At 55.2% G+C, this 25,611-nt stretch carries 25 protein-coding genes; 16 read left to right on the forward strand and 9 right to left on the reverse strand.

Going from position 1 to position 25,611, the window contains the following annotated elements; translation table 11 throughout:
* Position 1: 1 nt before the first annotated feature.
* Complete coding sequence (locus L2Y28_RS02695) at positions 2–556, reverse strand: hypothetical protein (RefSeq protein WP_016239403.1); 555 nt, start codon at positions 554–556, stop codon at positions 2–4.
* Positions 557–1,039: 483 nt separating this feature from the next.
* Between L2Y28_RS02695 and L2Y28_RS02700 the strand changes: the two genes are divergently transcribed.
* Genes L2Y28_RS02700 through L2Y28_RS02710 form a run of 3 tightly spaced genes read left to right on the forward strand, consistent with a single transcriptional unit; the run spans position 1,040 to position 3,908 of the window.
* A complete protein-coding gene (locus L2Y28_RS02700) occupies positions 1,040–1,942 on the forward strand; it encodes a sce7726 family protein (RefSeq protein WP_024195727.1) in 903 nt (300 codons plus the stop codon).
* 6 nt (positions 1,943–1,948) lie between these two features.
* Entirely contained in the window at positions 1,949–2,881 is a 933-nt protein-coding gene (locus tag L2Y28_RS02705; protein ID WP_016239405.1) for a sce7725 family protein, read from the forward strand.
* A gap of 1 nt (position 2,882) precedes the next feature.
* Complete coding sequence (locus L2Y28_RS02710; protein ID WP_022646905.1) at positions 2,883–3,908, forward strand: RES domain-containing protein; 1,026 nt, start codon at positions 2,883–2,885, stop codon at positions 3,906–3,908.
* Positions 3,909–4,036: 128 nt separating this feature from the next.
* On the opposite strand, the gene L2Y28_RS02715 is transcribed toward L2Y28_RS02710, so the two are convergent.
* Positions 4,037–4,906, reverse strand: coding sequence for a phosphorothioated DNA-binding restriction endonuclease (locus L2Y28_RS02715; protein WP_022646907.1), 870 nt, complete (start codon positions 4,904–4,906; stop codon positions 4,037–4,039).
* Between the two features lie 299 nt (positions 4,907–5,205).
* On the opposite strand from L2Y28_RS02715, the gene L2Y28_RS02720 reads away from it, so the two are divergent.
* From L2Y28_RS02720 to L2Y28_RS02735, 5 genes are all read left to right on the forward strand, one after another.
* Positions 5,206–5,673: a SymE family type I addiction module toxin gene (locus L2Y28_RS02720; protein ID WP_022646908.1), complete on the forward strand. Its 468-nt coding sequence runs from the start codon at positions 5,206–5,208 to the stop codon at positions 5,671–5,673.
* A gap of 182 nt (positions 5,674–5,855) precedes the next feature.
* Positions 5,856–6,098: a DUF2778 domain-containing protein gene (locus tag L2Y28_RS25535; protein ID WP_232926242.1), complete on the forward strand. Its 243-nt coding sequence runs from the start codon at positions 5,856–5,858 to the stop codon at positions 6,096–6,098.
* Between the two features lie 24 nt (positions 6,099–6,122).
* A complete protein-coding gene (locus tag L2Y28_RS25540; protein ID WP_306694107.1) occupies positions 6,123–6,371 on the forward strand; it encodes a tlde1 domain-containing protein in 249 nt (82 codons plus the stop codon).
* Entirely contained in the window at positions 6,346–6,609 is a 264-nt protein-coding gene (locus tag L2Y28_RS02730; protein ID WP_022646910.1) for a hypothetical protein, read from the forward strand. Before L2Y28_RS25540 ends, L2Y28_RS02730 begins: the two co-directional genes overlap by 26 nt.
* Before the next feature lie 21 nt (positions 6,610–6,630).
* Positions 6,631–7,089: a hypothetical protein gene (locus tag L2Y28_RS02735; RefSeq protein ID WP_022646911.1), complete on the forward strand. Its 459-nt coding sequence runs from the start codon at positions 6,631–6,633 to the stop codon at positions 7,087–7,089.
* Here the strand turns inward: L2Y28_RS02735 and L2Y28_RS02740 are convergent.
* Both L2Y28_RS02740 and trpS read right to left on the reverse strand, forming a co-directional pair.
* Entirely contained in the window at positions 7,070–7,468 is a 399-nt protein-coding gene (locus L2Y28_RS02740; protein WP_022646912.1) for a hypothetical protein, read from the reverse strand. The genes L2Y28_RS02735 and L2Y28_RS02740 overlap by 20 nt on opposite strands.
* A gap of 574 nt (positions 7,469–8,042) precedes the next feature.
* On the reverse strand, positions 8,043–9,047 hold the full coding sequence (trpS, locus tag L2Y28_RS02745; protein WP_022646913.1) for a tryptophan--tRNA ligase: 1,005 nt from the start codon (positions 9,045–9,047) through the stop codon (positions 8,043–8,045).
* Positions 9,048–9,246: 199 nt separating this feature from the next.
* Here trpS and fosA point away from each other — a divergent pair, with 199 nt between their 5' ends.
* Complete coding sequence (gene fosA, locus L2Y28_RS02750) at positions 9,247–9,672, forward strand: FosA/FosA2 family fosfomycin resistance glutathione transferase (protein ID WP_022646914.1); 426 nt, start codon at positions 9,247–9,249, stop codon at positions 9,670–9,672.
* On the opposite strand, the gene L2Y28_RS02755 is transcribed toward fosA, so the two are convergent.
* Complete coding sequence (locus tag L2Y28_RS02755; RefSeq protein WP_022646915.1) at positions 9,658–10,665, reverse strand: LacI family DNA-binding transcriptional regulator; 1,008 nt, start codon at positions 10,663–10,665, stop codon at positions 9,658–9,660. The two genes, fosA and L2Y28_RS02755, sit on opposite strands and share 15 nt — an antisense overlap.
* Before the next feature lie 185 nt (positions 10,666–10,850).
* On the opposite strand from L2Y28_RS02755, the gene L2Y28_RS02760 reads away from it, so the two are divergent.
* The gene (locus L2Y28_RS02760; RefSeq protein WP_022646916.1) at positions 10,851–11,939 is read left to right on the forward strand and encodes a cellulase family glycosylhydrolase; all 1,089 of its coding nucleotides are present in this window, start codon (positions 10,851–10,853) and stop codon (positions 11,937–11,939) included.
* A 45-nt stretch (positions 11,940–11,984) separates the two neighbouring features.
* Positions 11,985–13,379, forward strand: coding sequence for an MFS transporter (locus tag L2Y28_RS02765; protein WP_022646917.1), 1,395 nt, complete (start codon positions 11,985–11,987; stop codon positions 13,377–13,379).
* A gap of 39 nt (positions 13,380–13,418) precedes the next feature.
* Here L2Y28_RS02765 and L2Y28_RS02770 read toward each other — a convergent pair whose 3' ends face one another.
* Genes L2Y28_RS02770 through L2Y28_RS02785 form a run of 4 tightly spaced genes read right to left on the reverse strand, consistent with a single transcriptional unit; the run spans position 13,419 to position 18,165 of the window.
* Complete coding sequence (locus tag L2Y28_RS02770) at positions 13,419–14,240, reverse strand: alpha/beta fold hydrolase (RefSeq protein WP_022646918.1); 822 nt, start codon at positions 14,238–14,240, stop codon at positions 13,419–13,421.
* A 30-nt stretch (positions 14,241–14,270) separates the two neighbouring features.
* Positions 14,271–15,890 (reverse strand): MFS transporter, encoded by a 1,620-nt coding sequence (locus L2Y28_RS02775; protein ID WP_022646919.1) that lies wholly within the window; start codon positions 15,888–15,890, stop codon positions 14,271–14,273.
* Positions 15,887–16,294, reverse strand: coding sequence for a DoxX family protein (locus L2Y28_RS02780; RefSeq protein WP_022646920.1), 408 nt, complete (start codon positions 16,292–16,294; stop codon positions 15,887–15,889). Before L2Y28_RS02780 ends, L2Y28_RS02775 begins: the two co-directional genes overlap by 4 nt.
* Positions 16,294–18,165, reverse strand: a complete 1,872-nt coding sequence (locus tag L2Y28_RS02785; RefSeq protein WP_022646921.1) for an amidohydrolase — start codon at positions 18,163–18,165, stop codon at positions 16,294–16,296. The genes L2Y28_RS02780 and L2Y28_RS02785 overlap by 1 nt, the downstream gene beginning before the upstream one ends.
* Before the next feature lie 220 nt (positions 18,166–18,385).
* Here L2Y28_RS02785 and L2Y28_RS02790 point away from each other — a divergent pair, with 220 nt between their 5' ends.
* The 5 genes from L2Y28_RS02790 to L2Y28_RS02810 all read left to right on the forward strand — a co-directional run bounded on the left by L2Y28_RS02790 (position 18,386) and on the right by L2Y28_RS02810 (position 25,611).
* Positions 18,386–19,072: a hydrolase gene (locus tag L2Y28_RS02790; protein WP_022646922.1), complete on the forward strand. Its 687-nt coding sequence runs from the start codon at positions 18,386–18,388 to the stop codon at positions 19,070–19,072.
* Between the two features lie 61 nt (positions 19,073–19,133).
* Positions 19,134–19,355, forward strand: a complete 222-nt coding sequence (locus L2Y28_RS02795) for a DUF1427 family protein (RefSeq protein ID WP_022646923.1) — start codon at positions 19,134–19,136, stop codon at positions 19,353–19,355.
* A complete protein-coding gene (locus tag L2Y28_RS02800; protein WP_006810276.1) occupies positions 19,352–19,612 on the forward strand; it encodes a XapX domain-containing protein in 261 nt (86 codons plus the stop codon). The genes L2Y28_RS02795 and L2Y28_RS02800 overlap by 4 nt, the downstream gene beginning before the upstream one ends.
* A 23-nt stretch (positions 19,613–19,635) precedes the next feature.
* A complete protein-coding gene (locus L2Y28_RS02805; protein WP_022646924.1) occupies positions 19,636–20,016 on the forward strand; it encodes a response regulator transcription factor in 381 nt (126 codons plus the stop codon).
* A gap of 9 nt (positions 20,017–20,025) precedes the next feature.
* The gene (locus L2Y28_RS02810) at positions 20,026–25,611 is read left to right on the forward strand and encodes an ATP-binding sensor histidine kinase (RefSeq protein ID WP_022646925.1); all 5,586 of its coding nucleotides are present in this window, start codon (positions 20,026–20,028) and stop codon (positions 25,609–25,611) included.

Consider the following 25,611-nt stretch of genomic DNA (forward strand, 5'->3'; position numbering starts at 1 on the left):
TTTAGATCTTAATGAAATTATTTATTAAATAAATGGCTGTACTTAGTAGTAGCCAAAAAGACATAAGTTTAGTAGATCTAGAATAATATCCTAACTTAATTTCTCTAATATATGTTATTTTCATTTTCTCATATGTTAATTCTTTAAGGATTCCATTCTGGTCAGGTAAATTGCTAACTACCTCATCTACTGTAAGATTAGATGTTACTTTTACTTTAAAACCAAAATTTTCCGTTTCAATCTTGAAAATACCTTTGCCATAAAATAATCCGCTTGGTTTAGCTCCATGCATGTGTTTGTTAGGATCTGAGATACTTGTTAAAGCCAGAAAAAGATATACTACAGATAATAGCCAACTTACACATATTGAAATCAAGCATAATTTATAAATTGCATTTGCAGACCATATTGTCATCACGGTGCTATTCAATGTTTGTAATACAGTGATAGGCATAAATGCAATTACAAAGAGGAACCCAATTTTTACATCAATAGCTTTAATTGTTGCTTGTGTGTCGTTCAAGGACTGATATAGAAAATTAATTTTATCTTCCACAATAGTTTCCAGAGGTCATTTTTTCTTCAATGATATGATAAACCCTCACGTTGAACAAGGGGTTAGATAGTGTTCGAAAGTTAAAACGCATATAACAATAGGGAATAAATAGGGAAGGCATATTCCTTAAGGGTATATTAATATTCATACAACCCATTTGACTTTGCCAAAAAATGGTACTTTACCCTATGTTAAAGAAAAACATTTCGTATGCACCTATAGAGTTGCATCTTTCAGTGTTTTTTATCGTTTATGATCAATAGATTGTGTTAGATCTCACAAACATAGTTATTGCAGACTACTAGAATTGGTGCATACAGTTAGGCTATCGACTTTTCTATGCAGGACACTGCTGGTTTGGTAACCTAAGGTGAAGATTTTTTCATAGCTTTCCTATACCGATGAACGACGTTTAGGTGGGTTTTGCTAAGGATTTTGACAGTAACCAAACAAGATCCTGAACGATGGACTATGTGATTCACCATGATGAGAAGTAACGAACTTAACTCTTTTCAATTGACTGCTTTAAGTAGACTTTTTTCCGCTTCCGTTTTCAGCGAGATAGCGAAAAAAGGGCAGTCTCCTATGTTTGCTCGTTCTCTCCGAGAGACCGAGATTTTTGACCATGCAGATACACTTGGGATTACCGTTGGTGAAGCCTTCAATGAGGCATTTGCCTTACTTAGACAAACAGGCTTGCGGAATGAGTATGTTTATCGTTCTGCACTCACACACAATCTTTTGCTTGGGAAGCATTCATTAAGAACTGCCTGTATGCTTAATGAATTCAGAATTGGCTCTTGCAAAGCTGATCTCATCATACTGAACGGAACTGGAACGGTTTACGAAATAAAATCCGAAAGGGATTCCTTAAGCCGTCTACAAAACCAAATAACAAACTACCGTAAAGCATTTGGGAAAATCTATGTGATAGCAGGTTCAGAACATATAGATGATGTGCTGAAAACTACTGAATCTACCATTGGGGTATTGAGTTTAACCCGATGGAATAGAATATCTACTATAAGAGAAGCTGAAGAAGTCTTAGACTTTATATGCCCTGTAACAATCTTTGAGTCATTGAGAATTAATGAGGCAAAAATTATTGCTTCCGAGTTAGGTATAAAAATCCCCGACTTACCGAATACTCAAATGCATGGCTTCTTGAAAGAAGAATTTAGTGGCCTACCACCTGTTTCTGTATATAATTTAATGCTAAAAACTCTTAAGAAAAGTAGAAGCTTACTTTCTTTAAGGGAGTTGATTCTCAACTTACCAAGGTCTTTACAACCAGCGGCACTTTCTATTCAGCTTCGCTCTAAGGATCATGAGCGATTAATTAATACTATGCAGCTTCCTCTTAATGAGGCATTGTTATGGGAGTAACAAACTATGTATTATCCTTATTTTCGTGGGAAACAATTTGAACTGTTAGCTATTAGAGACACTGCTAATGTAATGGCTGAGGCAGGTTTTACTCCAATAATAGAGCCTGTGAGAGAGGCTCTCAATGGTCTTGAGCGAACACTGAAAACAATAAAAGAAAATGATGGTAAGGCTATTGTTATCATTAATCCGGCATGTGGTGATCACTCTACCGATGGACAAAGTATAACTCAATTATTAAAAAAAGAATTTAGTAAGTATGAAAAGATTTCTGTAGGAATACTTCTTGATAAGAGTATGACTATTGCTAAGGTTGATAACCTCCTTCATTCAGATCTTGTTCATGAAGTCACCTTTATTCATGCCGGGTTTGATGAGCCAAAAGCTTTACATGAAAGATTTGGGGATGGATACAAACATGTATTTTTTTCCAACTATTGTTCTAAAGCTTATCGAAAACATTTTTCTGGTTCAGAAAGAATTTTAATTAAAGATGGCTTTGAAAAAAGACGAAATGCTGACCATCCCGATTCTGAGTTCTTTTCAGATCTTCATCTTAATTATGAAGAGGAGGGTATGAATGGTTTTGGTGATTTCTTAATTGTTGGTGATGAATTTACTGAGTCCGGTGGTCCTGCGTATGCTGTTGCTATTCATCTTACTTATATTAATACGAAGCATGAAGATGAAATGTACATCTATCATTTTGTTTCGACAACACGTGATACACCGACAGATCCAGCAGGTAAGTTCGCACAGTCCCTTGATAAATTAATGGCTGCTTTAAATTCAGGCAAATCCATGTTGCTTGAAACGTCGGCTATCAAAGAATTTAGACGATTACATAATCCGAGTCACTTCCCTGGTTTAGGCACAGTTAAAAAATTGTCTATGATTCACCATATAGAAACCCTAGCCGATTTCATGGATGGTAAATAATATGGTCAAATACTGCTGTGCGAGCTGTTTTGGGGATAATGGTTTAAAGAAAAATATCATACCTTCACTTTCCCCAGATTTTGGCGATTGTTCGTATTGTGGTACCAAAGGTATTGAGATTATTGAGCCTCATGCTTTATTTGATCATTTTAGTTCATTGATAAACATCTACGAAAATCATCCGGATGGTATGAGTCTAGTTGCACATTTGAAAGAGGATTGGAAGCTATTTTCACATCCTCTTTTAGATGAGGCTCATGCCAAAGAGTTATTAGGTGATATACTTGATGATGGGAATATTGTTAGAAAAACCTTCGTACTTTCTGATGATTATAAGAGTGAATCTCTCGCATTATGGGATCATCTTTGTCAGGAACTCATGTATGAAAATAGATATTTTCTGAATAAATCACTTGATACAGATAGGCTTGGCGAGTTATTAAGTTTCCTTGCTTTAGATGATTTTTCTAAAACTTGGTATCGAGCCCGTATTTATGCAGACGATGCGGCTTTTACGATAGACAAAATGGGGGCTCCCCCCAAGAGATTAGTTAGTCATGGGAGAGCGAATCCTACTGGTATACCGTATTTATATCTTGGATCTAAACCAGATACAGCTTTGTCTGAAATTCGACCTCATACAGGTGACAGAGCTTGTGTCGCAGATTTTACTCTAAAAGATAACTTGACTCTAATAGACCTAAGAAACCCTCGTGAAACCGTTTCACCGTTTTTATTAACCGATCCAGGTGAAATGGGTAAAATGCTTGCAGATATACCTTTTCTTGAACGACTTGGTTATGAACTAACAAGACCTGTATTACCTAAAAGTGCAGCCCTTGATTATATTCCAAGTCAATATATATGCGAATTTATTAAGAAAACTGGCTTTCATGGAGTACTTTATAGCAGTTCTGTAAGTGAAGGAATCAATCTTGCTCTTTTTGAGCCGTTAAATGCGACTGGAGGCAATGTAAGTGTTTATGATATAGATAAAGTCGAAGTTAGTGTAAGCAAACAAGATTGATATACTCTTTGTTCGATTATCACCAATCGGGACTGATGGTATCAATGATGGTATCATGCCCAACATGATAAGTTTTACTCTCTTAAGATCATAAGGATAGCTGCGATGTTCGAGTCCGGCCTTCGCACTCATCCTCTAAACACCTCCCTACGATGCCACTCCACATATCCCTCCTTTGGATAGTTCCCTTTCACCACCGGCAGCGCAATCTGCTTACCAGCAAAATCCCAGAACAGCCGCCCAACAATCCCGCCCCCATTCACCGCCTCGGACACCAGCACCCGCATACTCTCATCCAGCCCAATCGATCCCTTATCAAACGCTTTATGATGAATTGCGCACAACGCTAGTCCGTTCGGGATCTCACACGGTCCGCCAAACTGCTTCCACTTGATATGCGCGGCTTCGAGTCCAACGGAGGCGTTATCATGCCGCATGTTGAATCCGCAGATGGCACATTCATAGTTATAAGCGCGAAGCACCTGCTGGCGGAACAGCGGATCGCGAACCTTACGGATTTGCTGGATATCAAATCCCATCTCATCCGCGATCTCCTCCTGAATGCTATCAGGAAAGTGCGCTTCAAGGATCTGCTGCGCTAGCGAGCCGATTAGGTTTTTGTTCTTACTCAGGAGCGCAAAGTGTTCTTCATCAAACCCGCCTGCGACGTTATGTTCCACAAGTTCTTTAACAGGCGGTTGCTTACTGCCAGTGGTCGAACAGAACTCAGTATTCTTCAGATCCCAAAAACCGTCCCCTTTGAGCCGCCAGAAGGGCATATTTGGGTAATGCGCCTTCCTCTGTGGGCCAAAGCGTTCTAGCAGGCTAAGCAACTGTTCGTGGACCTCAGTACCGTAATCAAACAGTCGCGCATGCCCCTGCAGATAGTTCGCCAGCACGTACAGAAGCAATAAAGGCTTATGCGGCGCACGCTGTTCGCCTTTGCGCCAGATGGTGATGTCGGCAATTGCCTGTTCGAGAGTTTTGCTGGAAGTCATCGCGTTACGGTAGAAGGTAAATAATTGCGATGATGCTCGCAAAACCTAGACCAATCAACCCGCAAACAAGAAAAACATGACCTTATCGTACATAACATTATTTCCTGAATCCCCCTCGCAAATTCCAAATTTCCCCACACCAAACCGCTGTATTTATATTCAGCCCTGTATAATGAGCACAAGAAATTACGCCGAACGGCAAAGGAAGTATCAAAGAGAATTTAACGAAGAATTCGCGATATGAAGGTGCTGCAACACCCCCATACCGCTAACCACAACCAACTAATATGGAGTTGTATATGGCTGCGACGAATTTTAAGCCAGAGTTTACCGTTTGCAAAACAGAATCAGACGCTTTCACCGGCATGATTGAAAACCGCGAGCTGGTACGCAAAAACAGCGCCCGCCGACTTCACGGCAACCAGACCAACGCGGCGCCCGTCCACCCTCGCGCGGAAACGCCGCAGGACAGTGCCGCTTGCTGCGAACTGTATGCACGCATAGACATGAAATACCTTCTCCTAGGCGGCGACTGGTTAACCCGTGCAGGCTTTATCAACGGTATGCCTGTGAAAATCCGCGCCATGAAAGACTGCATCGTGATTACGCCACAGCATACAAGAGAATTATGGGGATGCCTGGAAGGTATGAGCGTGGTGAATATAAATAAGCAGAAAGTCGCCCAGTGGTTAAAAACGTTTCCGGGGGCGCTGAATGATACGGGAGATATACCTATGGTGAAGCGCGGAAATGGTCTGGCAAAGTAAGAATAATATCTAAAATATCCCTTCATTAATCATGTAAAAGGATAAGTTAATACGGGCTTGAATACGCATGCCCGTATTTTTCCTTTTTTAGATGCATTATCTAACTCCGCTGGTGCACTCAATAAATCGGTTGTAACATTCTCCGCAAAGCGACAGGGAGGATTGCTATGCAGATTTGTAGGATGGATTATAATGATGTCTCCGCCGATGGAAGAAAGCTGAAACTACACGTTTATGGCGTTGGGACGTTTCCCGTTTTTTCAGGAATAGAACCCGTAACCAGTATTGCAGAGTGCGCCTTTATCAGGAATGCAGCATTACCTTTGGGTACGTACTGGATCGTTGATGCACCGGAAGGCAGTATTGCTAATCGGGTTGAACGGTTTGTAAAAGACTTCAAGAACGGGACCGATCATTCTGAATAGTTCGGCTTGTTTAATGCTTCGACCATGGCTGATAACGTATTTGTGACTGGGGTCGACAGAGGCTCATTTCGACTTCATCCATTGAGGCCGAATGGTGAGGGAGAGTCGTGGGGATGCATAACGTTCTATAATATCCCTGATTTTCAACTGGTCAGACAATCTTTGCTTGCACGTAAGAAGATTCGTGTTCCTGGTGGTAAAGGGTTGATGGCATATGGACGTATTGATGTGACAGGAAGGGCTGATTATGCTTCATGCAAAGTTAAAAAATAATATCCTGATTGGTCTGGCATGCCTCATTGCTTCCTTCTTTATCGTCCTGTTTCCTCTGGGAGGCTTGCTCGATTACTTGTCTCAAGCCAGCAATGATTTTTTAAATCGTACCGGTCTGGGGTTTGCTGATGGTGAAGCAGACCCATCATTCCTGTGGGTGTTGGGTGGGATGATGGCCGTCGTTACCGCGCTACTGATGTTCGCCATTCGGAAGATATGCAATCTGAGGCAGGGATAAGACATTTCATGGGCATTTTCTATGACAATCCTTTTAAACGCCTTGAAGTGGTCAGCGCTCACGGTTGCCACTGTATGTATCCTCGGATGGTTGTTTGTATGGCTTGTGGCATCTGATTCTGATGCGACGACCGTTTATACGGAAAACGATTTTTTCCACTACCGGATACTGACAGACAAGGATATTAAGAACGCCCCAAAAGTAACGGACGACTATTATTTTGAGGCGCATTCGGGCGATGGTTACGAACCTTCAAACAGTATCATTTTTAAAGGCGCTACCAGTGCTGCACCGTTGCGCGCTTATCTCGAAACGTTAGGGTATGTGAAGGAAAAGCGTAGCCTGAAAGTGAAGGAGGTCTGGTCGAAACCCGAACGGTTAAACGCAGATTTTTTCTATCTGTACTTTAATACCGCTACGGGTGATATTGAACTGACCAAAGTGATAGGTAACGGGCATGTCATCTCATGCCCGTATTAAGAAAAAACCACTCGTGCTTTATCTGCTCTTTCACAGCCTTAACCAGCACAGCATGGAGTTCGCCAACGGTTAAATCGCGTATCACAGGTTCGGGAATGCCTCGTAGCCTGCGAATCAAGCGGCAGATACCAAAGTAATCTATGCCCTCGGTGCTAAAAAGAAACTCGTTTTCAGCGAGGGAAAAAATTTTCTCATAACCATCTTCTTCAGTGACGAGCGTAACGCCAAACGCTTCCTCGCAGTCTTCAATCAGGGCATCGCCATCCATGCCGCATATATCGAGGTCGGCTTCGATTAGGGTGTTCTCATCAATGCGCTTGCGATGATGTCCCGAGGACTGACGTACAACCTCAATGACCTGCGAAAGAGTGGGGTACATTATGTTGGATTCCGTGGGTGAAGTAATGACGTAGACATTGATTAATAGACCGAATTAACGTCTGGGATTTATTATTGAAGGTACAAAGAAAATCAAAACAGTCCACGCAAACATCCCAATGATTTTTAGCGGCCAAGGTTCGAATACATCAAAGCACACAATTGCGCCTATAACTAATAATGGTCCTCCCAATAATTCCACTATTCCTTCTAAGATCGATAACTTATGAGGCAATACACGATTCAGTAAAACGGCCATGAAATGTGCGCATCCTAAAGTGATGATTATTGCTATAGTGCATTCTTTCCAGTTGTCAGTGACGCCCACGCAAATGAGACATAGCGTGATCACTAAAACACAAAGTAACGTATTTAGCATGGAAATAATAAACTTGCTCATAACAGTTGCCGCGACGTTTAAAATATAAAGAGTCTATGAATATCGTGCTCTCAGTAGGATGACAAACAACAATGGCTAATAATGCATTTCAGAATTTATTGCGCCTCGCTGATTTCCGAAATAATCAAGTTAGCGGCTTCATGCCAATCCCCCGCACTCCACCGCTAAACCTACTTTAACTAAACACCGGCACCCCCAGCCCCACCTTCACCTCCCTCAACGTCTCCTGTGTCACCCCCTGCGCCCGTTCGGTCCCGCGCTTCAGCATCGCCATCAGCTCCCCCCTGTCCTGCATATACATCGCCCTCCGCTCCCGCATCGGCCCAATCAGCTCCTGCAAACACGCCTCCAGTTCGTTCTTACACGCCCGGTCACCCAGCCCGCCCGCCTGATAGTGCGCCTTCATCGCCGCCACTTTATCCTTGTCCGGATGAAACGCGTCGAGATACGTAAACACCACGTTCCCCTCAATCTGCCCCGGGTTGCTCACCTTCAGGTGGGTCGGGTCGGTGTACATGGCGCTGACCGCACGGTGAATCGTCTCTTCGCTGGCCGAAAGGTGCAGCGTGTTGCCGAGCGATTTCGACATCTTGGCGCTGCCGTCGATGCCGGGCAGGCGGCTGGTGTCGCTCAGCATCGCCTTGCAGCGGCGCAGCACCGGGGCGGGCAGCAGGCTGTTCATCTTGTGCACAATCTCGTTGGTCTGCTCAATCATCGGCAGCTGGTCGTCGCCGACGGGCACGCACTCGGCCTTAAACGCGGTGATGTCCGCCGCCTGGCTGATGGGGTAGGCCATAAACCCGACCGGCAGCGAGCGGGCGAAGCCCTTCTGCGCAATCTCATTTTTCACCGTCGGGTTACGCTCCACGCGGGCGACGGTGACGATGTTCATATACAGCATCGTCAGCTCGGCGAGGGCGGGCAGGGCGGATTGTAGGCAGATCGTGGTCAGGTTCGGGTCGATGCCCGCGGCGAGGTAGTCGGCCAGCACTTCGGGGATGTTGTCGCGGATCTTCTGCGGGTTGCTGCCGTTGTCGGTCAGCCCCTGAAGGTCAGCAATCAGCACAAACTGGTTGTGCGTCTGCTGAAGCGCCACGCGCTGGCGCAGCGATCCGACGAAGTGGCCGAGGTGCAGCGGGCCGGTTGGGCGGTCGCCGGTGAGGATGGTTGGTGCGTTCATAAAGACTCCTTAATGTGCAATTGCCGAAAGGGGTCTTAGAAATGTGAAAGCCGCCTTTCGGCGGCTATCTGAAAATGGGGAAAACTACTCCGTGCCGCCTTTAAGAAGGCAGCCACCAGCGGTTTACGGTGAGCACGGCGTGGTTTATGTTCATCTCTTTACCGTACCACGTCCGGCGCGAAAAACAAAAGGGCACGTCATGCTGCAATCTCTCAATCATCTGACCCTCGCGGTCAGCGACCTGCAAAAAAGCGTCACCTTCTGGCACGAGCTGCTGGGGCTGACGCTGCACGCCCGCTGGAATACCGGGGCCTATCTCACCTGTGGCGATCTCTGGGTCTGCCTGTCCTACGACGAGGCGCGCCAGTATGTGCCGCCGCAGAAGAGCGACTATACCCACTACGCGTTTACCGTGGCGGAAGAGGATTTTGAACCGTTCTCGCACAGGCTGGAGCAGGCGGGCGTCACCGTCTGGAAGCAGAATAAAAGCGAGGGGGCGTCGTTTTACTTTCTCGACCCGGACGGGCACAAGCTGGAGCTGCACGTGGGCAGCCTCGCCGCGCGGCTGGCGGCGTGTCGCGAGAAGCCCTATGCGGGCATGGTGTTTACCTCAGACGAGGCTTGAGGCGCGTACCTTCAGCCTGCCCGCCAGCGTTACGTGCGTGGCGGCATCTTCCTGATTGCACAGGTACTCCACCGCCAGCCGTCCCAGCTCGCTGTAGGGCAACTGGATACTGGTCAGCGGCGGGGTGAGCTGTTCGGAAATCTTCTGGTCGTCGTAGCCCGCCAGCAGCATGTCCTGCGGGATACGCACGCCATTCACCGCCAGCGCCTGGTAGCAGCCAATCGCCAGCCAGTCGCTGGCACAGAAAATGGCGTCCGGGCGTTCGGTCAGTTCCAGCAGGGACGTGGTGGCGGTAAAGGACTCGCTGAACTGCCAGTTGGTCTGGCGCACCAGGCTCTCGTCACACGTTAAACCGGCCTGCTTCAATGCCGCCTGGTAGCCCGCCAGACGCTGGCGCGAGGCCTCCATCCAGCTCTCGCCGGTGATGTGGGCGATACGGCTGGCGCCGCAGGCGATGAGGTGTTTAGTCACCTGGAAAGCGTTGGCGTAGTCGTCCGGGATAAACGACGGCAGCAGCGGCGAGCCAGGGTCGCGCTGGTTGAGCAGCACCAGCGGGATGCGGGTACAGTCCTGAAATGGCGTCATATCGACGACGTTCGTGACCGGAGAAGCAAGAATAATGCCAATGCAGTTGCGCTTGTCCAGCTGGCGGATGATGTTCAGGGCCAGCTCCACGTCGTCGCCGTAGTCGTAGACGGTGAGCAGCGTCTCGTTGCGCCACGCCGCTTCACGCGCCTGGCTGATGGCGTCGATAAACGGGTCGAAGCTCTGCAACGAGCTGACCAGCAGGGCGATCTCCTCCTGATTGCGCGGAGCGTGAATGGCAGGAAGACGGTCGTAGCCGAGCTCGGTAGCGACGTTGATCACCCGCTGACGGGTGTCGTCGCTGAGCTTGATGTTGCGGGACTGGTTAAGCACCAGCGATACCGTCGCCTGCGACACGCCCGCCGCCCGCGCAATATCGTTCATCGTCACTTTCGTTTTTCGCTTCATCCGTCCTCTCCCTTTCGCGAATTTGCATCATACCCTAACCGCACGCTTTAGCGCCGCCGATCACGTTTCTCATTCATCGAAGCGTGAACTTTGTGAGAGGCGTCGCTTTTCTAAACGCCGTGATTTGCGCATTTATCCCGCAGCTAATATTTATTAGCTAAACATTATCAGCAAGAGGATGCGTAATGAAAGAGCAGTGGAGTAAAGAACAGGCACAGGCGTGGTATCAGCAAAAAGGCTGGCTGTGCGGGTTCAACTATCTGCCGTCGACAGCGGTGAACTGGACCGATATCTGGCAGGAAGAGACCTTCGATGCCGCCACTATCGACCGCGAGCTGGGCTGGGCGGCGGACGCGGGCTATAACACCCTGCGCATCAACCTGCCGTTCATCGTATGGGAGCACGACCGCGACGGGCTGATGGCGCGCATCGACCGCTTTTTGACGATTGCCGACGACAACGGCTTCAGCACCATGCTGACCCTGATGGACGACTGCGGTTTCTCCGGCGACGAGCCGTACCTCGGCTCGCAAAAGCCGCCCGTACCGGGCAAACACAACAGCCAGGCGGCGGCGAGCCCGGGGCGCGACAAGGTGTGCGATCGAGACTGCTGGCCACAGATTGAGCGCTATATCCGCGACGTTGTGCGCCAGTTCCGCGAGGATAAGCGCGTATTGCTGTGGGATCTGTATAACGAGCCGGGAAACCGCGGCATTTTCGCGACGGGCACGGAAGAGGTGTTGTACGACGAGAAGCTGGAGACCTGCGCGCACGAGTTGATGAAGCTGGCGTTCCGCTGGGTGCGTGAGGAAGACCCGACCCAGCCGCTTACCGTCTGCGCCTGGCGTCTGCCGGCGGAAGAGGAGGGCGAGACGTTTTATCAGCACCCGCTGGACCAGACCGCGCTGGAACTGTCGGACGTGGTGAGCTATCACGCCTACACCAATACCGGGCGCATGACGGCGATTATCCAGCAACTTCAGGCGCTGGGCCGCCCAATCTTCTGCACCGAATGGCTGGCGCGTCACGTGGGCGGCACCATCGAAGAGCAGCTCCCGCTGATGTACATGGCAAAGGTCGCGCCGTATCAGTGGGGGCTGGTGCGCGGTAAAACCCAGACCTGGCTGCCGTGGCCGGTGGTGATGAAGGAGTCCACGGACTACTGCCGCCTGTGGTTCCACGACGTGTTCGAGGAGAACGGTATCCCGTTTTCACGCGCTGAAATCGCGCTGATGAAGAAGCTGCGCAATATCGCCCCGGATCCGCAGGGCTAATAATAACGACCCGGCGCGCTGTCGCCGGGCAACCAGGTACGCACTATGGCAATGACAATGAAAATACCGTCTCGCGAGTTATGGTCCTACTTTGGCTATGGTTTAGGTCAGTGTTTTAGCTTTGGTTTAGTGGGTTCGTTTATAAACTATTTTTACACCGACGTGCTGGGGATCTCGGCGCTGGCGGCAAGTACCATCTTCCTGATTGCCCGCGCGTGGGACGCGGTTCACGATCCGCTGTTTGCCAGCATTATGGACACCATTAACAGCCGGTTTGGCAAGTTTCGCCACTTTTTACTGATTGCGCCGCTGCTGATTACCGGCGTCACCCTGCTGGCGTTCTATAAAATCGAAGCGGACATGACCACCAAAATCCTCTACGCCGGGGTGACGTATATCCTGTGGGGGACGCTGTACGCCATCTCCGATATCCCGTTCTGGTCGATGTCGTCGGTGATGACCAATGACTCCGGCCAGCGCACCCGCGCGGTGACGGCGGCAATGCTCGGGGTAAACGCCGGGATTGCCTGCGCCAACATCTTCTTCCCGAAACTGGCGGCGTTCTTCGCCCAGTACAGCAACGATAAAGGCTACTTTATGGCGGCGCTGGTGATGATGCTGGTGGGCCTGCCGCTGATGCTCAACGGCTTTATGCAGATCAAAGAGCGCGTCCCGCCCAGCCCGGAAAAGGTGACGATGCGCGACACCTTCCACAACCTGCGCCAGAACAAGCCGCTGTTTATCGTCCTGCTGTCGTTCTTTTTCTGCGTGTTCCATAACGTGGCGGGCGGACTCTATATCTACTTCTTTATCAACAACATGGGCGACGGCAGCCTGCAAATGGCAATTGGCGTGATGGGGATAGTGGCGGCGGTGCTGTGCCTGGTCGCCCCGCTGCTGACGCGCCGGATGCAGAAGCGGAAGCTGTTTATGATCCTCTGCGGGCTGGACGTGGCGGTGCGCGTGGTGATGTGGTTCACGGGCTATCAGCACACGGCGCTGCTGTTTATCCTGCTCGGCCTGAGCACGCTGTTCGTGATGATGACCAACATCCTCACCTCGTCGATGATTGCCGACACCATCGAGTACGCGGAGTACCACACTAACAAGCGCTGCGCAGCGATCACCTTCTCCGGGCAGACCTTTACCGGCAAGATGTCGGTGGCGGTGGGCGGCGGGTTAATCGGCGTGTTTCTGACGATGATCAACTATGTGCCGCAAGCGCAGTCACAGAGCGACAGCGTGCTGTCGGGGCTGTTCTTCGGCATTTGTTTGTTACCGGCGATAGGGTCGCTGATTCGCATGGGCTTTATGTCGCGCTTTACCTTTACCGAAGAGAGGCATGCGGAGATTTGTCGGCTGCTGGCGGAGCGGAATGCGTCTGCGAAAGCGCCGGGTGGTGGCTGCGCCTTACCAGGCCTACAGGACCAGCCCTTGTAGGCCTGATAAGCGAAGCGCCATCAGGCTTCGCGTAATGACTTACAGCGACTTCACAAACGCCAGCAGATCTTCGTTGAGCTGATCCTGGTGGGTCAGCGCGAAGCCGTGCGGCGCGTTGTCGTACACCTTCAGCGTGGCGTTTTTGATCATCTCCGCCGCCAGCTTGCCGGTACTTTCAAACGGCACGATCTGGTCGTTGCTGCCGTGGATCACCAGCGTCGGCACGTCGATTTTCGCCATATCCGGACGGAAGTCGGTTTCGGCGAAGGCGGTCACGCAGTCGATGGTGCCCTTGAGGGACGCCAGCAGAGCGATGTTCAGCGTCTGCGTCAGGGCACCCGCGGAAACGGTCTGCCCGGCGTTGGTGCCGTAGAACGGGGTGGCGAAGTCGCTGATGAACTGGGCGCGATCTTTACGCAGTCCGTCACGGATGCCGTCGAACACGCTCTGATCCACACCCTGCGGGAAGGAGTCGGATTTGCCGAAGATTGGCGTCACCGCGCCCAGCAGCGCCAGACCAGCCACGCGTTCGCTGCCGTAGTTGTTGATGTAGCGGGTCACGTCGCCGCCGCCCATGGAGAAGCCCACCAGCGTTACGTCGCGCAGATCCAGGGTAGTAATCAGGTCGTTAATGTCGGACGCAAAGGTGTCGTAGTCATAGCCGTTCCACGGCTGATCCGAACGCCCAAAGCCGCGACGGTCAAAGGCGATGGCGCGGAAGCCGCGCTCGGCCAGGTAGTTCAGCTGGCTGTCCCACATGTCGCCGTCCAGCGGCCAGCCGTGGCTGAAGAGGATCGGTTTGCCCGCGCCGCAGTCTTTGTAGTAAATCTGCGTGCCGTCTTTTGCCTTAAACAGTGCCATAGTGTGTTCCTGTGCAGGTGATTGTTATGGTTATACCGGCGCGACCAGATAGCGAATTGCCGGTGATGTTGTGCCCTGATGAAAAGCCAGAACGCGGCTCTGCAACAGGAGGTCATTCATGGTGTGGCGTTCCTGCTGGCGCAAATGCTCAATCCAGGAACCCATCAGGAAGGTCTCGATAAACAGCCCTGGACGTTCGATATCCTCGTACACCGCCCAGCTCATCGCTCCGGCGCGGCGGCGCACCCGGCGTAGCTCGTGCACGGCCTGCAAAAACGCTTTCGCGTTCTGTGGGTCGATGATGTACTCGTGCGACACCAGCACCGGGCCGCGCTCGTTCGGGAGTTCAATCTCCACGCCGTCCAGCGGCTGCCCGCTCAGGTCGAGATTTAAATTCGGATCTTTCTCCAGCTTCCAGCGGAACGCCGTCGCGCTTGCCAGCACCATCCCCAGCGTGGCAACCACCAGCGAGGTCGGGGTGCCGAACTGCGAGGCGATCTGCCCCCAGACGGCGCTGCCTGCGGTCATCGAGCCGAAGAACACCGTCAGATACACAGCCAGCGCCCGGGCTTTTACCCAGCGGGCGGCGCTGCGCTGTGCGCCAAGGTTGAGGGTGGAGAGCACCGCAATCCACGCGAAGCCGGTAAAAAACTCAAACAGGTTCAGCAGCCAGACGTGGCGCACGAACGCCAGCGCCAGCATGGTGAGGGCAAACGTCAGGCTGGCGGCCACCATCAGCCGATCGGCATTCAGCCGCTGGCGCAGGCGCGGCAGCAGGATCGCCCCGGCAATCGCCCCCAGGCCGATACACGCCAGCATCACGCCGTAGCCCGCCGGGCCTAAGCCCAGCTCGTGGCGCGCCACCAGCGGCAGTAACGCCCAGCCCGCGCTGCCGAAAACGAAGAACGCCACGGTACGCACCAGCACGTTGCGCAGCACCGGGGCGGCGTGCACGTAGCGAATGCCGGACCGCACCGCCGAGAAGAAGTGCTCCGGCGGCAGCCGCTGCACGGAAGGCGCCGGACGCCAGCGCCACAGCACCCACGCCACGCCGACCACGGATAGCGCGTTAAGCGCAAACACCATCCACGGCCCGGCCAGCGAGAGCAGAAAACCGCCCAGCGCCGGGCCAATCGCCCGGCTGATGTTGACCCCGAGCGAGTTAAGCGCCACGGCGGAACCCAGCTCGGGCTTGCTCACCAGGTCAGGCACAATCGCCTGAAACGGCGGCGAGCTCATGGCCGCGCCCACGCTCAGCAGAAACGTTGCCGCCAGCAGAACGGTGGGGGTGACGTGTCCGGTAAAAGAGAGCAGCGTCAGCCCGGCAGCGGCGATGAATACCCATAGCTGGGAGAAGAGCAGGTATTTTCGTCGGTCAACGATGTCCGCCATCACCCCGGACGGCAGGGCGAAGAGGAACATCGGCAGGCTGCTGGCCGCCTGCACCAGCGCGATATCCAGCGGATCGGCGCTGAGCGTCAGCATGCTCCAGTTGATGCCGACGTCGCTCATCCATGAGCCGACGTTAGAGACCACCGTGGCGATCCACAGCATGCGGAATACCGGCTGGCTCAGCGGCTGCCAGGGCGAAGCCGCCGATGCGGGCGTCGTCTCGACGTGTGCGTCGCGAACGTCGTTAACCTGGGTCATGCGAACCTCTCCGCTGCCTTACGCTGCAGCCGCCACTGGCCCGGCCCGGTGAGGGCAAGGGTGGTGAAGATAATCAGCAGCAGCCAGCCAAACTGCCCTTCGGCAATCGACCAGTTCGGGTGGACCGCCAGCATCGCCACCAGCAGTACGGCGATAATCGGCAGGCACGCCAGGCGGGTGTAAACCCCTGCAATGATAAACAGCGGGCAGATGACCTCGGCGACGATCGCCGGGATCAGGCTCGCGTAAGGTCCGAAGCCAAACGGATCTTCGATGCGCGTCAGCTCTTCGCTGAAGTGGAGCACCTTAGGCAGGCCGTGCACGTACAGCAGCAGCAGGCTGCCGGTCAGGCGCAGGAAGAACAGCCCCGGATCGATCCGGGGCGAAGCATCATTTTGTTTCATCAGAATGCAAAGCAGCTGCAGCCCAGCGCCCCCCAGAAAGCGTTATCGTCGGACACCGGCATCTCTGACGTGCGGGCGAAATCATGCTGGTGGCTATGAACCCCGCACGGGCCGCTGCAGTGGTGGACGGCGCTCATGCCGACGCGTGCGGCCTGCGGCGGCGCGCTGCGGTAGTGGCCCGGCACCTTCACCACCGGGGACCACTCGGGCAGGACCGGAATGGCGGGCGGTGCGAGCGGGCCAAAGCTGCCAGCGGCGTAGACGATATCGCCGTTGACCACGGTGAGGACGGACTCGATGCCCTTGATCTCCTCTTCCGGCACACGGAAGTAATCTTTGCTGAGCACCGCCAGATCCGCGAGCTGGCCCGTTTTGATCTGCCCCTTCTGGTTCTGCTCGCTGGAGAACCACGCGCTGCCCTGGGTCCAGAGCATCAGGGCGGTATCGCGATCCAGACGGGCGCTGTGATCGTACATCTGCATCCCGCCAACGGTGCGGCCGGAGACCAGCCAGTAGAGCGCGGTCCACGGGTTATAGCTCGCCACGCGGGTGGCGTCGGTGCCTAAGCCCACCGGCACGCCGGTCTCCAGCATTTTCGCCACCGGCGGCGTGTGGCGGGTGGCTTCGATGCCGTAGCGCTCGGCGAAGTATTCCCCCTGGAAGGCCATGCGGTGCTGCACGGCAATGCCGCCGCCCAGTTCTTTGATGCGGTCGATGTTGGCCTGTGACACGGTTTCGGCGTGGTCGAAGAACCAGTGCAGCCCGTTGAACGGAATGTCGCGGTTCACCTTCTCGAAGACGTCCAGCATGCGGCTGATGGATTCGTTGTAGGTGGCGTGCAGGCGGAACGGCCAGCGGTGCTCCACCAGATGGCGCACCACGCGCTCCAGCTCGTCCTCCATGCCCGGCGCGAGGTCAGGGCGCGGTTCGAGGAAATCTTCAAAATCGGCGGCGGAGAATACCAGCATCTCGCCCGCGCCGTTGTGGCGGAAGAAGTCGCTGCCCTGGCCCGGCGTGAGCATGTCGGTCCATTTTTCAAAGTCTTCCAGCTCGTGGCCCGGACGCTGGGTAAACAGGTTGTAGGCGATGCGGATGGTCATCTGCTTTTTCTCGTGCAGCTCGGCAATTACCTCGTAATCTTCCGGGTAGTTCTGGAAGCCGCCGCCCGCGTCGATGGCACTGGTCAGCCCCAGGCGGTTCAGCTCGCGCATGAACTGGCGCGTGGAGTTGACCTGCTGCTCCAGCGGCAGCTTCGGCCCTTTGGCGAGGGTTGAGTACAGGATCATGGCGTTCGGGCGGGCGATCAGCATCCCGGTCGGGTTGCCGTTGGCGTCGCGCTGGATCTCCCCGCCCGGCGGATTCGGCGTGTCCCTGGTGTAGCCGACCACCTTCAGCGCGGCGCGGTTGAGCAGGGCGCGGTCGTACAGGTGCAGGATGAAAACCGGCGTATCCGGCGCGGCGTCGTTGATCTCGTCTAAAGTTGGCATACGGCGCTCGGCAAACTGGAACTCGCTCCAGCCGCCCACCACGCGCACCCACTGGGGCGACGGCGTGCGCAGGGCCTGCTCTTTCAGCATGCGCAGGGCATCTGCCAGGGACGGTACGCCTTCCCAGCGCAGCTCGAGGTTGTAATTCAGCCCGCCGCGGATCAGGTGCAGGTGCGAGTCGTTCAGGCCGGGGATGGCGGTGTGGCCTTTTAAGTCGACCATCTTAGTGCCGTCGCAGTGGTGTTGCATCACCTCGGCGACGGTGCCCACTTCCAGGAATTTCCCGTCGCGCACGGCAACGGCTTCCGCGAGAGGGTTCTCGCGATCGACGGTGTGAAACTGGCCGTTAACCAGAATGAGATCGGCTTTACCGAGGGTAACCATAACTGCTCCAGACTGAGAGGGGAATGGTCAGGATTATGGGAACCGGTTTCGGGAAAGATCCAGTTATACAATAGGATAGGTATACCAAAGTATAACTATACCTAAGGTTAACTATACGAAGAGATAATTACGCGCCAGCGGCGTGGGTCATAGGATGAATGCGATTTTATCGGCGTGCTGTTCGCGGCGATTTTAACCTTTAACCTCACTGGATAATCTTATGACCACTACAAAACTCGAAGTCTTAACCCCAGCCAACTGTCAGATCATCTTCATCGACCACCAGCCGCAGATGGCGTTTGGCGTGCAGTCTATTGACCGCCAGGTGCTGAAAAACAACACCGTGGCGCTGGCGAAAGCGGCAAAAGTGTTCAACATCCCGACCATCATCACCACCGTAGAGACCGAAAGCTTCTCCGGTAACACCTATCCGGAGCTGCTGGACGTGTTCCCGGGTCAGGACATTCTGGAGCGTACCTCCATGAACTCCTGGGACGACCAGAAGGTGCGTGACGCGCTGAAGGCTAACGGCAAGAAGAAGGTGGTTGTCGCGGGCCTGTGGACCGAAGTGTGCAACAACAGCTTTGCCCTGTGCGCGATGCTGGAAGGGGACTACGAAATTTATATGGTAGCGGACGCGTCCGGCGGCACCTCCAAAGAAGCCCACGACTTCGCGATGCAGCGCATGATCCAGGCGGGCGTGATCCCGGTGACCTGGCAGCAGGTGATGCTGGAGTGGCAGCGTGACTGGGCACATAAAGAGACCTATACCGCGGTGATGGATATCGTGCGCGAGCACTCCGGCGCCTACGGCATGGGCGTGGATTATGCCTACACCATGGTGCACAAAGCGCCGTCTCGCCAGAAGAGCGAGCACCGTACCTTAGCGCCGGTTCCGGCACGCTAAATCCCGGCGGCGGGCTGGTCCCTCATCCGGCTCGTCACTGCCTTTTTCTCTGGAGTTCACAATGAGTACAGGGTTGATATCCCTCGCGGCAGGCGTGCTGATTGGCCTGATGTATGCCGTGCTGAAGGTGCGTTCCCCCGCGCCGCCCGCGCTGGCGCTGATTGGCCTGCTGGGTATGCTGGCAGGGGAACAGGCGATGCGTCATCTTTTATCCCGCGATAATCCCGCTGGCGTGCAGGTGACGGTTCCCCACGTTCAGCACCTGACCGGAGCGTCATCATGAAGGCCTGGATTATTTCGCTGGTGTGCGGGGTCGCGGCTGGGGTAATTTACGCCCTGCTCGACGTGCATTCCCCGGCGCCGCCGGTCGTCGCGCTGCTTGGCCTGTTCGGCATGCTGGTGGGTGAACAACTGATCCCCATCGGACGGCGTCTGGTGAGCCGCGAACCGCTGACCCTGGCCTGGTTTCGTCATGAATGCGTACCGAAAATCAGCGGTACCGCGCCCCCAGCGCCCGCGAAGGAAAGCCGCGACGCGTAACGAATTGTTTGAGGAAAGACAGCATGACGCTGCCGTGGCGCATTGCCATCATTGATGACGAACGCTCTGTTCGCAGCGGGCTCAGTAACCTGCTGCAATCGGAAGGGTATGCTACCGATACCTTCGATTCGGCAGAGGTGTTTTTGAGCCACCCTCTCGCCCTGTCAGGCGCGTCGCTGGTGATCACCGACATCAAGCTGCGCGGCATGAACGGGATCGAGCTGTTTGAGAAGCTGCGGTTGCTGGCCTCGCCGCCGCCGCCAATACTGTTTATCTCCGGCCATGCGGATGAAAATATGCAGCGGTATGCACTCAGCCTGGGCGCCGCTGCATTTTTGCGTAAGCCGATTAACATCGATATTCTGCTGGATCATATTCAGCGGGAGCTGACCCGCCGACAATAAGGATCGCGGATGAACGAACAAACGTCGCCTGCATTTTGGCCCGCCCGGGGAAGTCTCCATGAAGGGCGGGCTTTTGTTCTGAAAGAGGATGTTATTTTTACCGTGCTGGCGCAGGAGGGCGGCATCTCCTGGATGAACGGGCGGCATCCCCAGTCAGGCGGTTCGTTTATTATTGCCACCGCGGTCAGCGATGAAGAAGAGGAGCGGGCAACGCGGCTGCTTAAAAACGAGTTTGCCCTGCGCGATCGACTTCATGACGGCTGGGCTATCCGGCCCGTCGCTTCAACCCAGTACCGCGGACGTTTTGCGCTGGTCTACGCGCCGTTCTGCTTTGAACTGCTGGCGTGCCGGGCAGGTAAGGCGATTTCCGGGATCGCTCGCTTTATCGAGATGGCGATCCGCATCTGCGGTCCCCTGCGCCAGATGCATCTGCACAACCTGATCCACGGCGATATCAAACCCGGGTCGATCTTCGTTCATCACGACGCCACCAGCCGTCTGTGCAGCTTTGGTCTTTCCTGCGCCACCTCCGACGCATTCTCCCAGTCCCGGCTTGCCGCGTCTGGCGGCACGCCCGCCTACATGTCACCGGAACACACCACGCGTACCCGGCGCGCCGTCGACAGCAGGAGCGATCTCTACAGTCTGGGTATCGTGCTTTATGAACTTCTGACCGGGCGATTGCCGTTTGAACTGAGCGCTGATGACCAGACTAACTGGGCGCATTACCACATTGCCTCTGAGCCGCTTGCGCCGGGCCGGGTGCGTCCGGACGTACCCGGCATGCTGTCGACCATTATCCTTAAGCTGCTGGAGAAGAATCCGGAGAATCGCTATCAGACCGTCGACGGGCTGATTGCCGACCTCAGGCGCTGCCAGGCGACGCTGACCGCCGAAGGTGAGATCGTCGACTTTATTCCCGGCCAGCAGGACCGCTCTCCGGCGATCCATCTTGCCGATTCGCTTTTCTCTGCGCATCCGCAGGGCAGCGACGTCATCGCCGCGTTTGAGCGGGTCAGCCAGAGCGGTGCGCCGGAACTGGTGACGATTGGCGGTCCGTCGGGGATCGGCAAATCTTCCGTGATCGCCACCACGCTGAAATCGCTGCAACAGCGCAAGGTGCTGCTGGCGGTGGGCAAGGTCGATCAATACTCTCCCACGCTGCCCTACGGCGTGCTGAGTTCGGCGTTTCGGACGCTCACGCTGCACCTGCTCGGGCTCCCAGCCGGGGAGGTGGCGACGTGGAAAACCCGCCTGTCGCGCGCGCTGGAAGGCTTCGAGGAGCTGGCTGTCAGCCTGGTGCCGGAGCTGAATTTATTTCTTGAGAACAAACCGCGTTTCTCTGCGGATACATTTTCCATCGACGCGCGGGCGCGCTTCAGCCATATGGTGCTGGCGCTGGTGAAAACCTTCGCCACCCAGGGCGCGCCGCTGGTGCTGCTGCTGGATGATGTGCAGTGGATCGACGCCGCCAGCCTGCAAACGCTCGATCACCTGCTGCGCGCCTGCGGCGCCATCCCGCTGCTGGTGGTGGTGGCGCACCGCGATCTCAGTTCGCTTTCTGATCCCAGCTTGCAGACCGCGCTGGCGAGCCTGCCGGAGGCGGCGCAGCATGCCATGACGATCGTGCCGCAGCCGCTGTCGGTGAAGGCCGTGGCACGCTGGCTCGGGGGGATTTTTCATGCCCGCAGTACCGGCACCTCCGATCTTGCCACGCTGATCCATGAAAAAACCGGCGGCAACCCGCTGTTCGTTCAGGAATTTTTCCGCCGCATCGTCGATGACGGACTGGTGGTGCACAACAAATATCAGGGGAAATGGCATTACGATCTCCAGGCCATCCGCGCCCGGCATTACACCGAGAACGTGGTGACGCTGGTGCTTGAACAGCTCAAAGAGATGCCCGACGAGACGCGCCGCCTGCTGGGCAGCATCGCCTGCCTCGGCTGCACGGGCGAGCTGGAGATGCTGTGCCGCGTGGTGGGGCAGTCGGCGGCGGAAATCCGCTACGCCCTTCACCCGGCGGTTACCGCTCAGCTGATTGTGTTGACGGAGAAAGAGTACGCTTTTACCCACGATCGGGTGCAGGAAGCCGCCTTTGCCCTGCTGGATGAGGGCGAGAAAAGCCATCTGCACCTGACCACCGCCAGCCTGCTGGCGGATGCCGCGCGGCAGACGGCGGGTAACGAACTACTGTTCCGCGCGGTTCACCACGTCAGCGCCGCGCTGGACTGCATCCAGCCTGCGCCGCAGCGCCAGAGATTCCGTGAGCTGAGCCTCCAGGCCGCGCGGCGTGCGAAGCGTACCGGCGATTACCTTTCCGCCTTAAGTTACATCCAGACCGCCAGAGCGCTGGGGAACGCGGGTCCGGTCTCGGACTTTATGCTGGATATCGAAGAGGCGGGCTGTGAGTTCGCGCTCGGGCACCTGGAGCGCACGCGCGCGCTGTGCGATACGATCCTCGGCTCACCGGGCGGGCTGACGGAGAAAGCGCTGGCCGCTAACCTGCTGGCGGAAGTCTATATGCGCCAGTCGGAGATCCGCCTGGCGCTGGAGGCGTCGTTATGCTGGCTGGGCGTGTTCGGGATCCAGATCAGCCGCTACCCGGAAAATGCCGAATGTGACGAGGCCTGGCAGCAGTTCTGTCAACGCACCGCCGACGCGCCGCAGAACCCGTTTACTCAGCTTAAGCTGATGGAGAGCGCGGAGACCGAAGCGGTAATGAACCTGCTTTACAGCGCCAGTATTTTCGCCAGCTTTACCTGCCCGCGCCTGCACTTTTTACTCCTGTGCCGGATGATGCACCTCACGCTCGATCGCGGCATAACCGGCGCATCCACCACGGCGATGGCCTGGTTTGGCGTGCTGATTGGCCACCGCTACGCCGAATACCGTCTCGGGTTTGAGTACGGCACGCTGGCTCGCGAGCTGGTGAACCGCCACGGCTATGATGCCTATGAAGCTAAAACTCTGCTGCCGCTCGACCAGCTCAGCGTCTGGACCCAGCCGCTGTCGTACACTATCGAGTGCGCCAAGGCCTGCTTTACCTCGGCGGTGACCCACGGCGACATGACGATGGCCTGCTTCGCGGCTTGTCATCAGATCATTAACTTCCTCTCCCGGGGCGATCATCTGGACGGCGTGTTGACCAGCATTGATCGCGGTCTGGCCTTTGTGCGTAAAACGGATTATCAGGACATTGAAACCGTTCTGCACATTCAGCGCCGCTACGTGGAGTTTTTACGCACGCCGGTGACGGGCACATGGAGCGCCGCCCAGGCGCTGCCTGACGATCTGCTGCCCGCACCGCCGGAGCAGGCGCCCGAGCAGACCTCGACCATGCTGTTCTGGTACTGGCTCTATCGCGGGATGGCGCACTTTACCTGCGGCGAATACGCCGACGCGCAGGCGGATTTAGAGAGGGCGGGCTGGTATGCGTGGTCCGCACCGGGCCATATCCATCTGCTGGATTACCATTTTTACAGCGCGCTGGCGCTCTCCCGCCAGCTTACGCCGGAGACCTTCTCGGCGGATTATCGCCGCAGTATTCATCACCATTACGACAAAATTGCCCTCTGGGCGCGGATCAATCCGGGCACGTTTGCCGATAAAGAGGCGCTGATTTATGCCGAAATCGTCCGTCTGGACGGCATGAACAGCATCGCGCTGGAGCAGTATGAAAAGGCGGTGCGGCTCTCGCGGGAGGGCGGGTTTAACCCGATCAATGCCCTGGCCCACGAGCTGGCAGGGCGTTTCTCGCTGGCCTGCGGCTACCCGACCGCCTCCGACGCCCATTTCCGCGGTTCGATTGCCGCCTGGGGCCGCGCCGGGGCGCAGGCCAAGGTGCGTCAGCTGGAGCAGGATTTCCCGCATCTGCTGGCCTCCGGGCAGAGCCGCGCGTACGACACCGTGGCATTTGCTCAGAACGAGGTGATCCGCGATTTACAGAGCGTCATCAAAGCCTCACGCGCCTTGTCCGAAGAAATCAACCTCGAGCGTTTAATTGAAAACCTGATGACGCTGCTGCTTGAACGGGCCGGGGCGCAGCGTGGCCTGCTGCTTCGCGTCAGCGATAATCACATCCCGGAGATCGAAGCCAGCGCCAGGACCAGCACCGACGGGGTGCGGGTTCGCATCCTGAAAGAGACACCGATGGCGACGGACATGCCGCTGTCGGTGCTGGCCGCGGTGATCCGCACCGGGCAGGAGATCCGCACCGGCAAACCGGAGGAATTTCACCCGTTCAGCCAGGATCCTTATCTGGTGACGTCCGGCGCCGCCGTGATGTGTGTCCCGATGTTCAAACAGGCGCGACTGGTGGGGGTGCTGTATCTGGAAAACCGCCTGATGCCGGAAGTGTTTACCGCCGAACATTCGCGCGTGGTCAGCCTGCTGGGCGCGCAGGCGGCGGTTTCGCTGGAGACGGCGCGGCTTTACGCCGAGCTGCTGGCGGAAAACATCCACCGCCGACGGGTGGAGAAAGAGCTGCGCGCCAGCCAGACCTCGCTGATGCTGGGTGAGCAGATCAGTCATACCGGCAGCTGGCGCTGGGAGCTGGTGCAGGATCTGATGTTTATGTCCGAAGAGTACGCCCGTATTCTTGGCCTGCCGGAGCAGCAAAAGATGATCTCAATGGCGGAGTTTTTGACCTTCGTGCATGAGGATGATTATGGCCGGATCGGTAACCTCGTTAATCAGAGCGTGCGTGACGGGCTGTCGATGCGCGCGGAGTTTCGCATTATCCGCACCGACGGCTCCGTTCGCTACATCCTCGGGATTGGCGATCCGGTGGGCGTGGGCAGCGAGGTGAATGAGTATTACGGCATCATTACCGACATCACCAGCCAGCGGGCGGCGGAAGATGCGATGCGGGTGGCGCAGGCGGATCTGGCGCGAGTCTCACGGGCCACCACCGTCGGGCAACTCACCTCCTCGATCGCGCACGAGATCAACCAGCCGCTGATGTCGATTGTTTCGAACGCCGGCGCGAGCCTGCGCTGGCTCAACCGCGATCCGGCGCGGCTGGACAAAGTGCGAGAGGGGCTGGAGGAGATCGCCGCCGAGGGCGAGCGGGCAGGGGAGATCATCCGCAGCATTCAATCTCTGACGCGCAAACAGGACCCCACGTTTACGCGCATCGATCTGCACTTCCTGATCCACCACATCATTATGCTCTCCCGCAGCGAACTTGAGCTGCGACACATAAGCGTTGATTATCTCCTGAACGCTGACGACAGCTTTATCATCGGCGACAGCGTGCAGATCCAGCAGGTGCTGCTTAACCTGGTGATGAATGCGATGGAAGCGATGGCGGAAGTGACGGATCGCCCGTGCTGCATCACGATCGCCACCGCGAACTGCGCCGAAGGGAAGGTGATCTTTGAGATCGCCGATACCGGCAGCGGCATTGAGCCGGAGCTCACCGAGCGGATCTTTGACTCGTTCTATTCGACCAAAGCGCAGGGAATGGGGATGGGGCTGACCATCAGCGCCAGCATCATTGAACGGCACCGGGGAAAACTGAGCGCGCGCCGCAGAGAGCCGTACGGCACGGTGTTTACCTTCGCGCTGCCGCTTGCCGAACAGGAGGCGTAA

The sequence above is a fragment of the Enterobacter sp. JH25 genome (assembly GCF_021725435.1).
Classification (GTDB): domain Bacteria; phylum Pseudomonadota; class Gammaproteobacteria; order Enterobacterales; family Enterobacteriaceae; genus Enterobacter; species Enterobacter intestinihominis.

What these genes read in the sequence shown, in the direction of transcription:
- L2Y28_RS02730 (WP_022646910.1), top strand. Translation starts at nt 6,346, where the DNA reads ATGCTTCATGCAAAGTTAAAAAATAATATCCTGATTGGTCTGGCATGC.
- L2Y28_RS02770 (WP_022646918.1), bottom strand. Translation starts at nt 14,240, where the DNA reads ATGGCACTGTTTAAGGCAAAAGACGGCACGCAGATTTACTACAAAGAC.
- trpS (WP_022646913.1), bottom strand. Translation starts at nt 9,047, where the DNA reads ATGAACGCACCAACCATCCTCACCGGCGACCGCCCAACCGGCCCGCTG.
- L2Y28_RS02735 (WP_022646911.1), top strand. Translation starts at nt 6,631, where the DNA reads ATGACAATCCTTTTAAACGCCTTGAAGTGGTCAGCGCTCACGGTTGCC.
- L2Y28_RS25540 (WP_306694107.1), top strand. Translation starts at nt 6,123, where the DNA reads ATGGCTGATAACGTATTTGTGACTGGGGTCGACAGAGGCTCATTTCGA.
- L2Y28_RS02775 (WP_022646919.1), bottom strand. Translation starts at nt 15,890, where the DNA reads ATGACCCAGGTTAACGACGTTCGCGACGCACACGTCGAGACGACGCCC.
- fosA (WP_022646914.1), top strand. Translation starts at nt 9,247, where the DNA reads ATGCTGCAATCTCTCAATCATCTGACCCTCGCGGTCAGCGACCTGCAA.
- L2Y28_RS02765 (WP_022646917.1), top strand. Translation starts at nt 11,985, where the DNA reads ATGGCAATGACAATGAAAATACCGTCTCGCGAGTTATGGTCCTACTTT.
- L2Y28_RS02740 (WP_022646912.1), bottom strand. Translation starts at nt 7,468, where the DNA reads ATGTACCCCACTCTTTCGCAGGTCATTGAGGTTGTACGTCAGTCCTCG.
- L2Y28_RS02805 (WP_022646924.1), top strand. Translation starts at nt 19,636, where the DNA reads ATGACGCTGCCGTGGCGCATTGCCATCATTGATGACGAACGCTCTGTT.
- L2Y28_RS02715 (WP_022646907.1), bottom strand. Translation starts at nt 4,906, where the DNA reads ATGACTTCCAGCAAAACTCTCGAACAGGCAATTGCCGACATCACCATC.
- L2Y28_RS02795 (WP_022646923.1), top strand. Translation starts at nt 19,134, where the DNA reads ATGAGTACAGGGTTGATATCCCTCGCGGCAGGCGTGCTGATTGGCCTG.
- L2Y28_RS02800 (WP_006810276.1), top strand. Translation starts at nt 19,352, where the DNA reads ATGAAGGCCTGGATTATTTCGCTGGTGTGCGGGGTCGCGGCTGGGGTA.
- L2Y28_RS02760 (WP_022646916.1), top strand. Translation starts at nt 10,851, where the DNA reads ATGAAAGAGCAGTGGAGTAAAGAACAGGCACAGGCGTGGTATCAGCAA.
- L2Y28_RS02705 (WP_016239405.1), top strand. Translation starts at nt 1,949, where the DNA reads ATGTATTATCCTTATTTTCGTGGGAAACAATTTGAACTGTTAGCTATT.
- L2Y28_RS02790 (WP_022646922.1), top strand. Translation starts at nt 18,386, where the DNA reads ATGACCACTACAAAACTCGAAGTCTTAACCCCAGCCAACTGTCAGATC.
- L2Y28_RS02780 (WP_022646920.1), bottom strand. Translation starts at nt 16,294, where the DNA reads ATGAAACAAAATGATGCTTCGCCCCGGATCGATCCGGGGCTGTTCTTC.
- L2Y28_RS25535 (WP_232926242.1), top strand. Translation starts at nt 5,856, where the DNA reads ATGGATTATAATGATGTCTCCGCCGATGGAAGAAAGCTGAAACTACAC.
- L2Y28_RS02785 (WP_022646921.1), bottom strand. Translation starts at nt 18,165, where the DNA reads ATGGTTACCCTCGGTAAAGCCGATCTCATTCTGGTTAACGGCCAGTTT.
- L2Y28_RS02810 (WP_022646925.1), top strand. Translation starts at nt 20,026, where the DNA reads ATGAACGAACAAACGTCGCCTGCATTTTGGCCCGCCCGGGGAAGTCTC.
- L2Y28_RS02700 (WP_024195727.1), top strand. Translation starts at nt 1,040, where the DNA reads ATGATGAGAAGTAACGAACTTAACTCTTTTCAATTGACTGCTTTAAGT.
- L2Y28_RS02720 (WP_022646908.1), top strand. Translation starts at nt 5,206, where the DNA reads ATGGCTGCGACGAATTTTAAGCCAGAGTTTACCGTTTGCAAAACAGAA.
- L2Y28_RS02710 (WP_022646905.1), top strand. Translation starts at nt 2,883, where the DNA reads ATGGTCAAATACTGCTGTGCGAGCTGTTTTGGGGATAATGGTTTAAAG.
- L2Y28_RS02755 (WP_022646915.1), bottom strand. Translation starts at nt 10,665, where the DNA reads ATGAAGCGAAAAACGAAAGTGACGATGAACGATATTGCGCGGGCGGCG.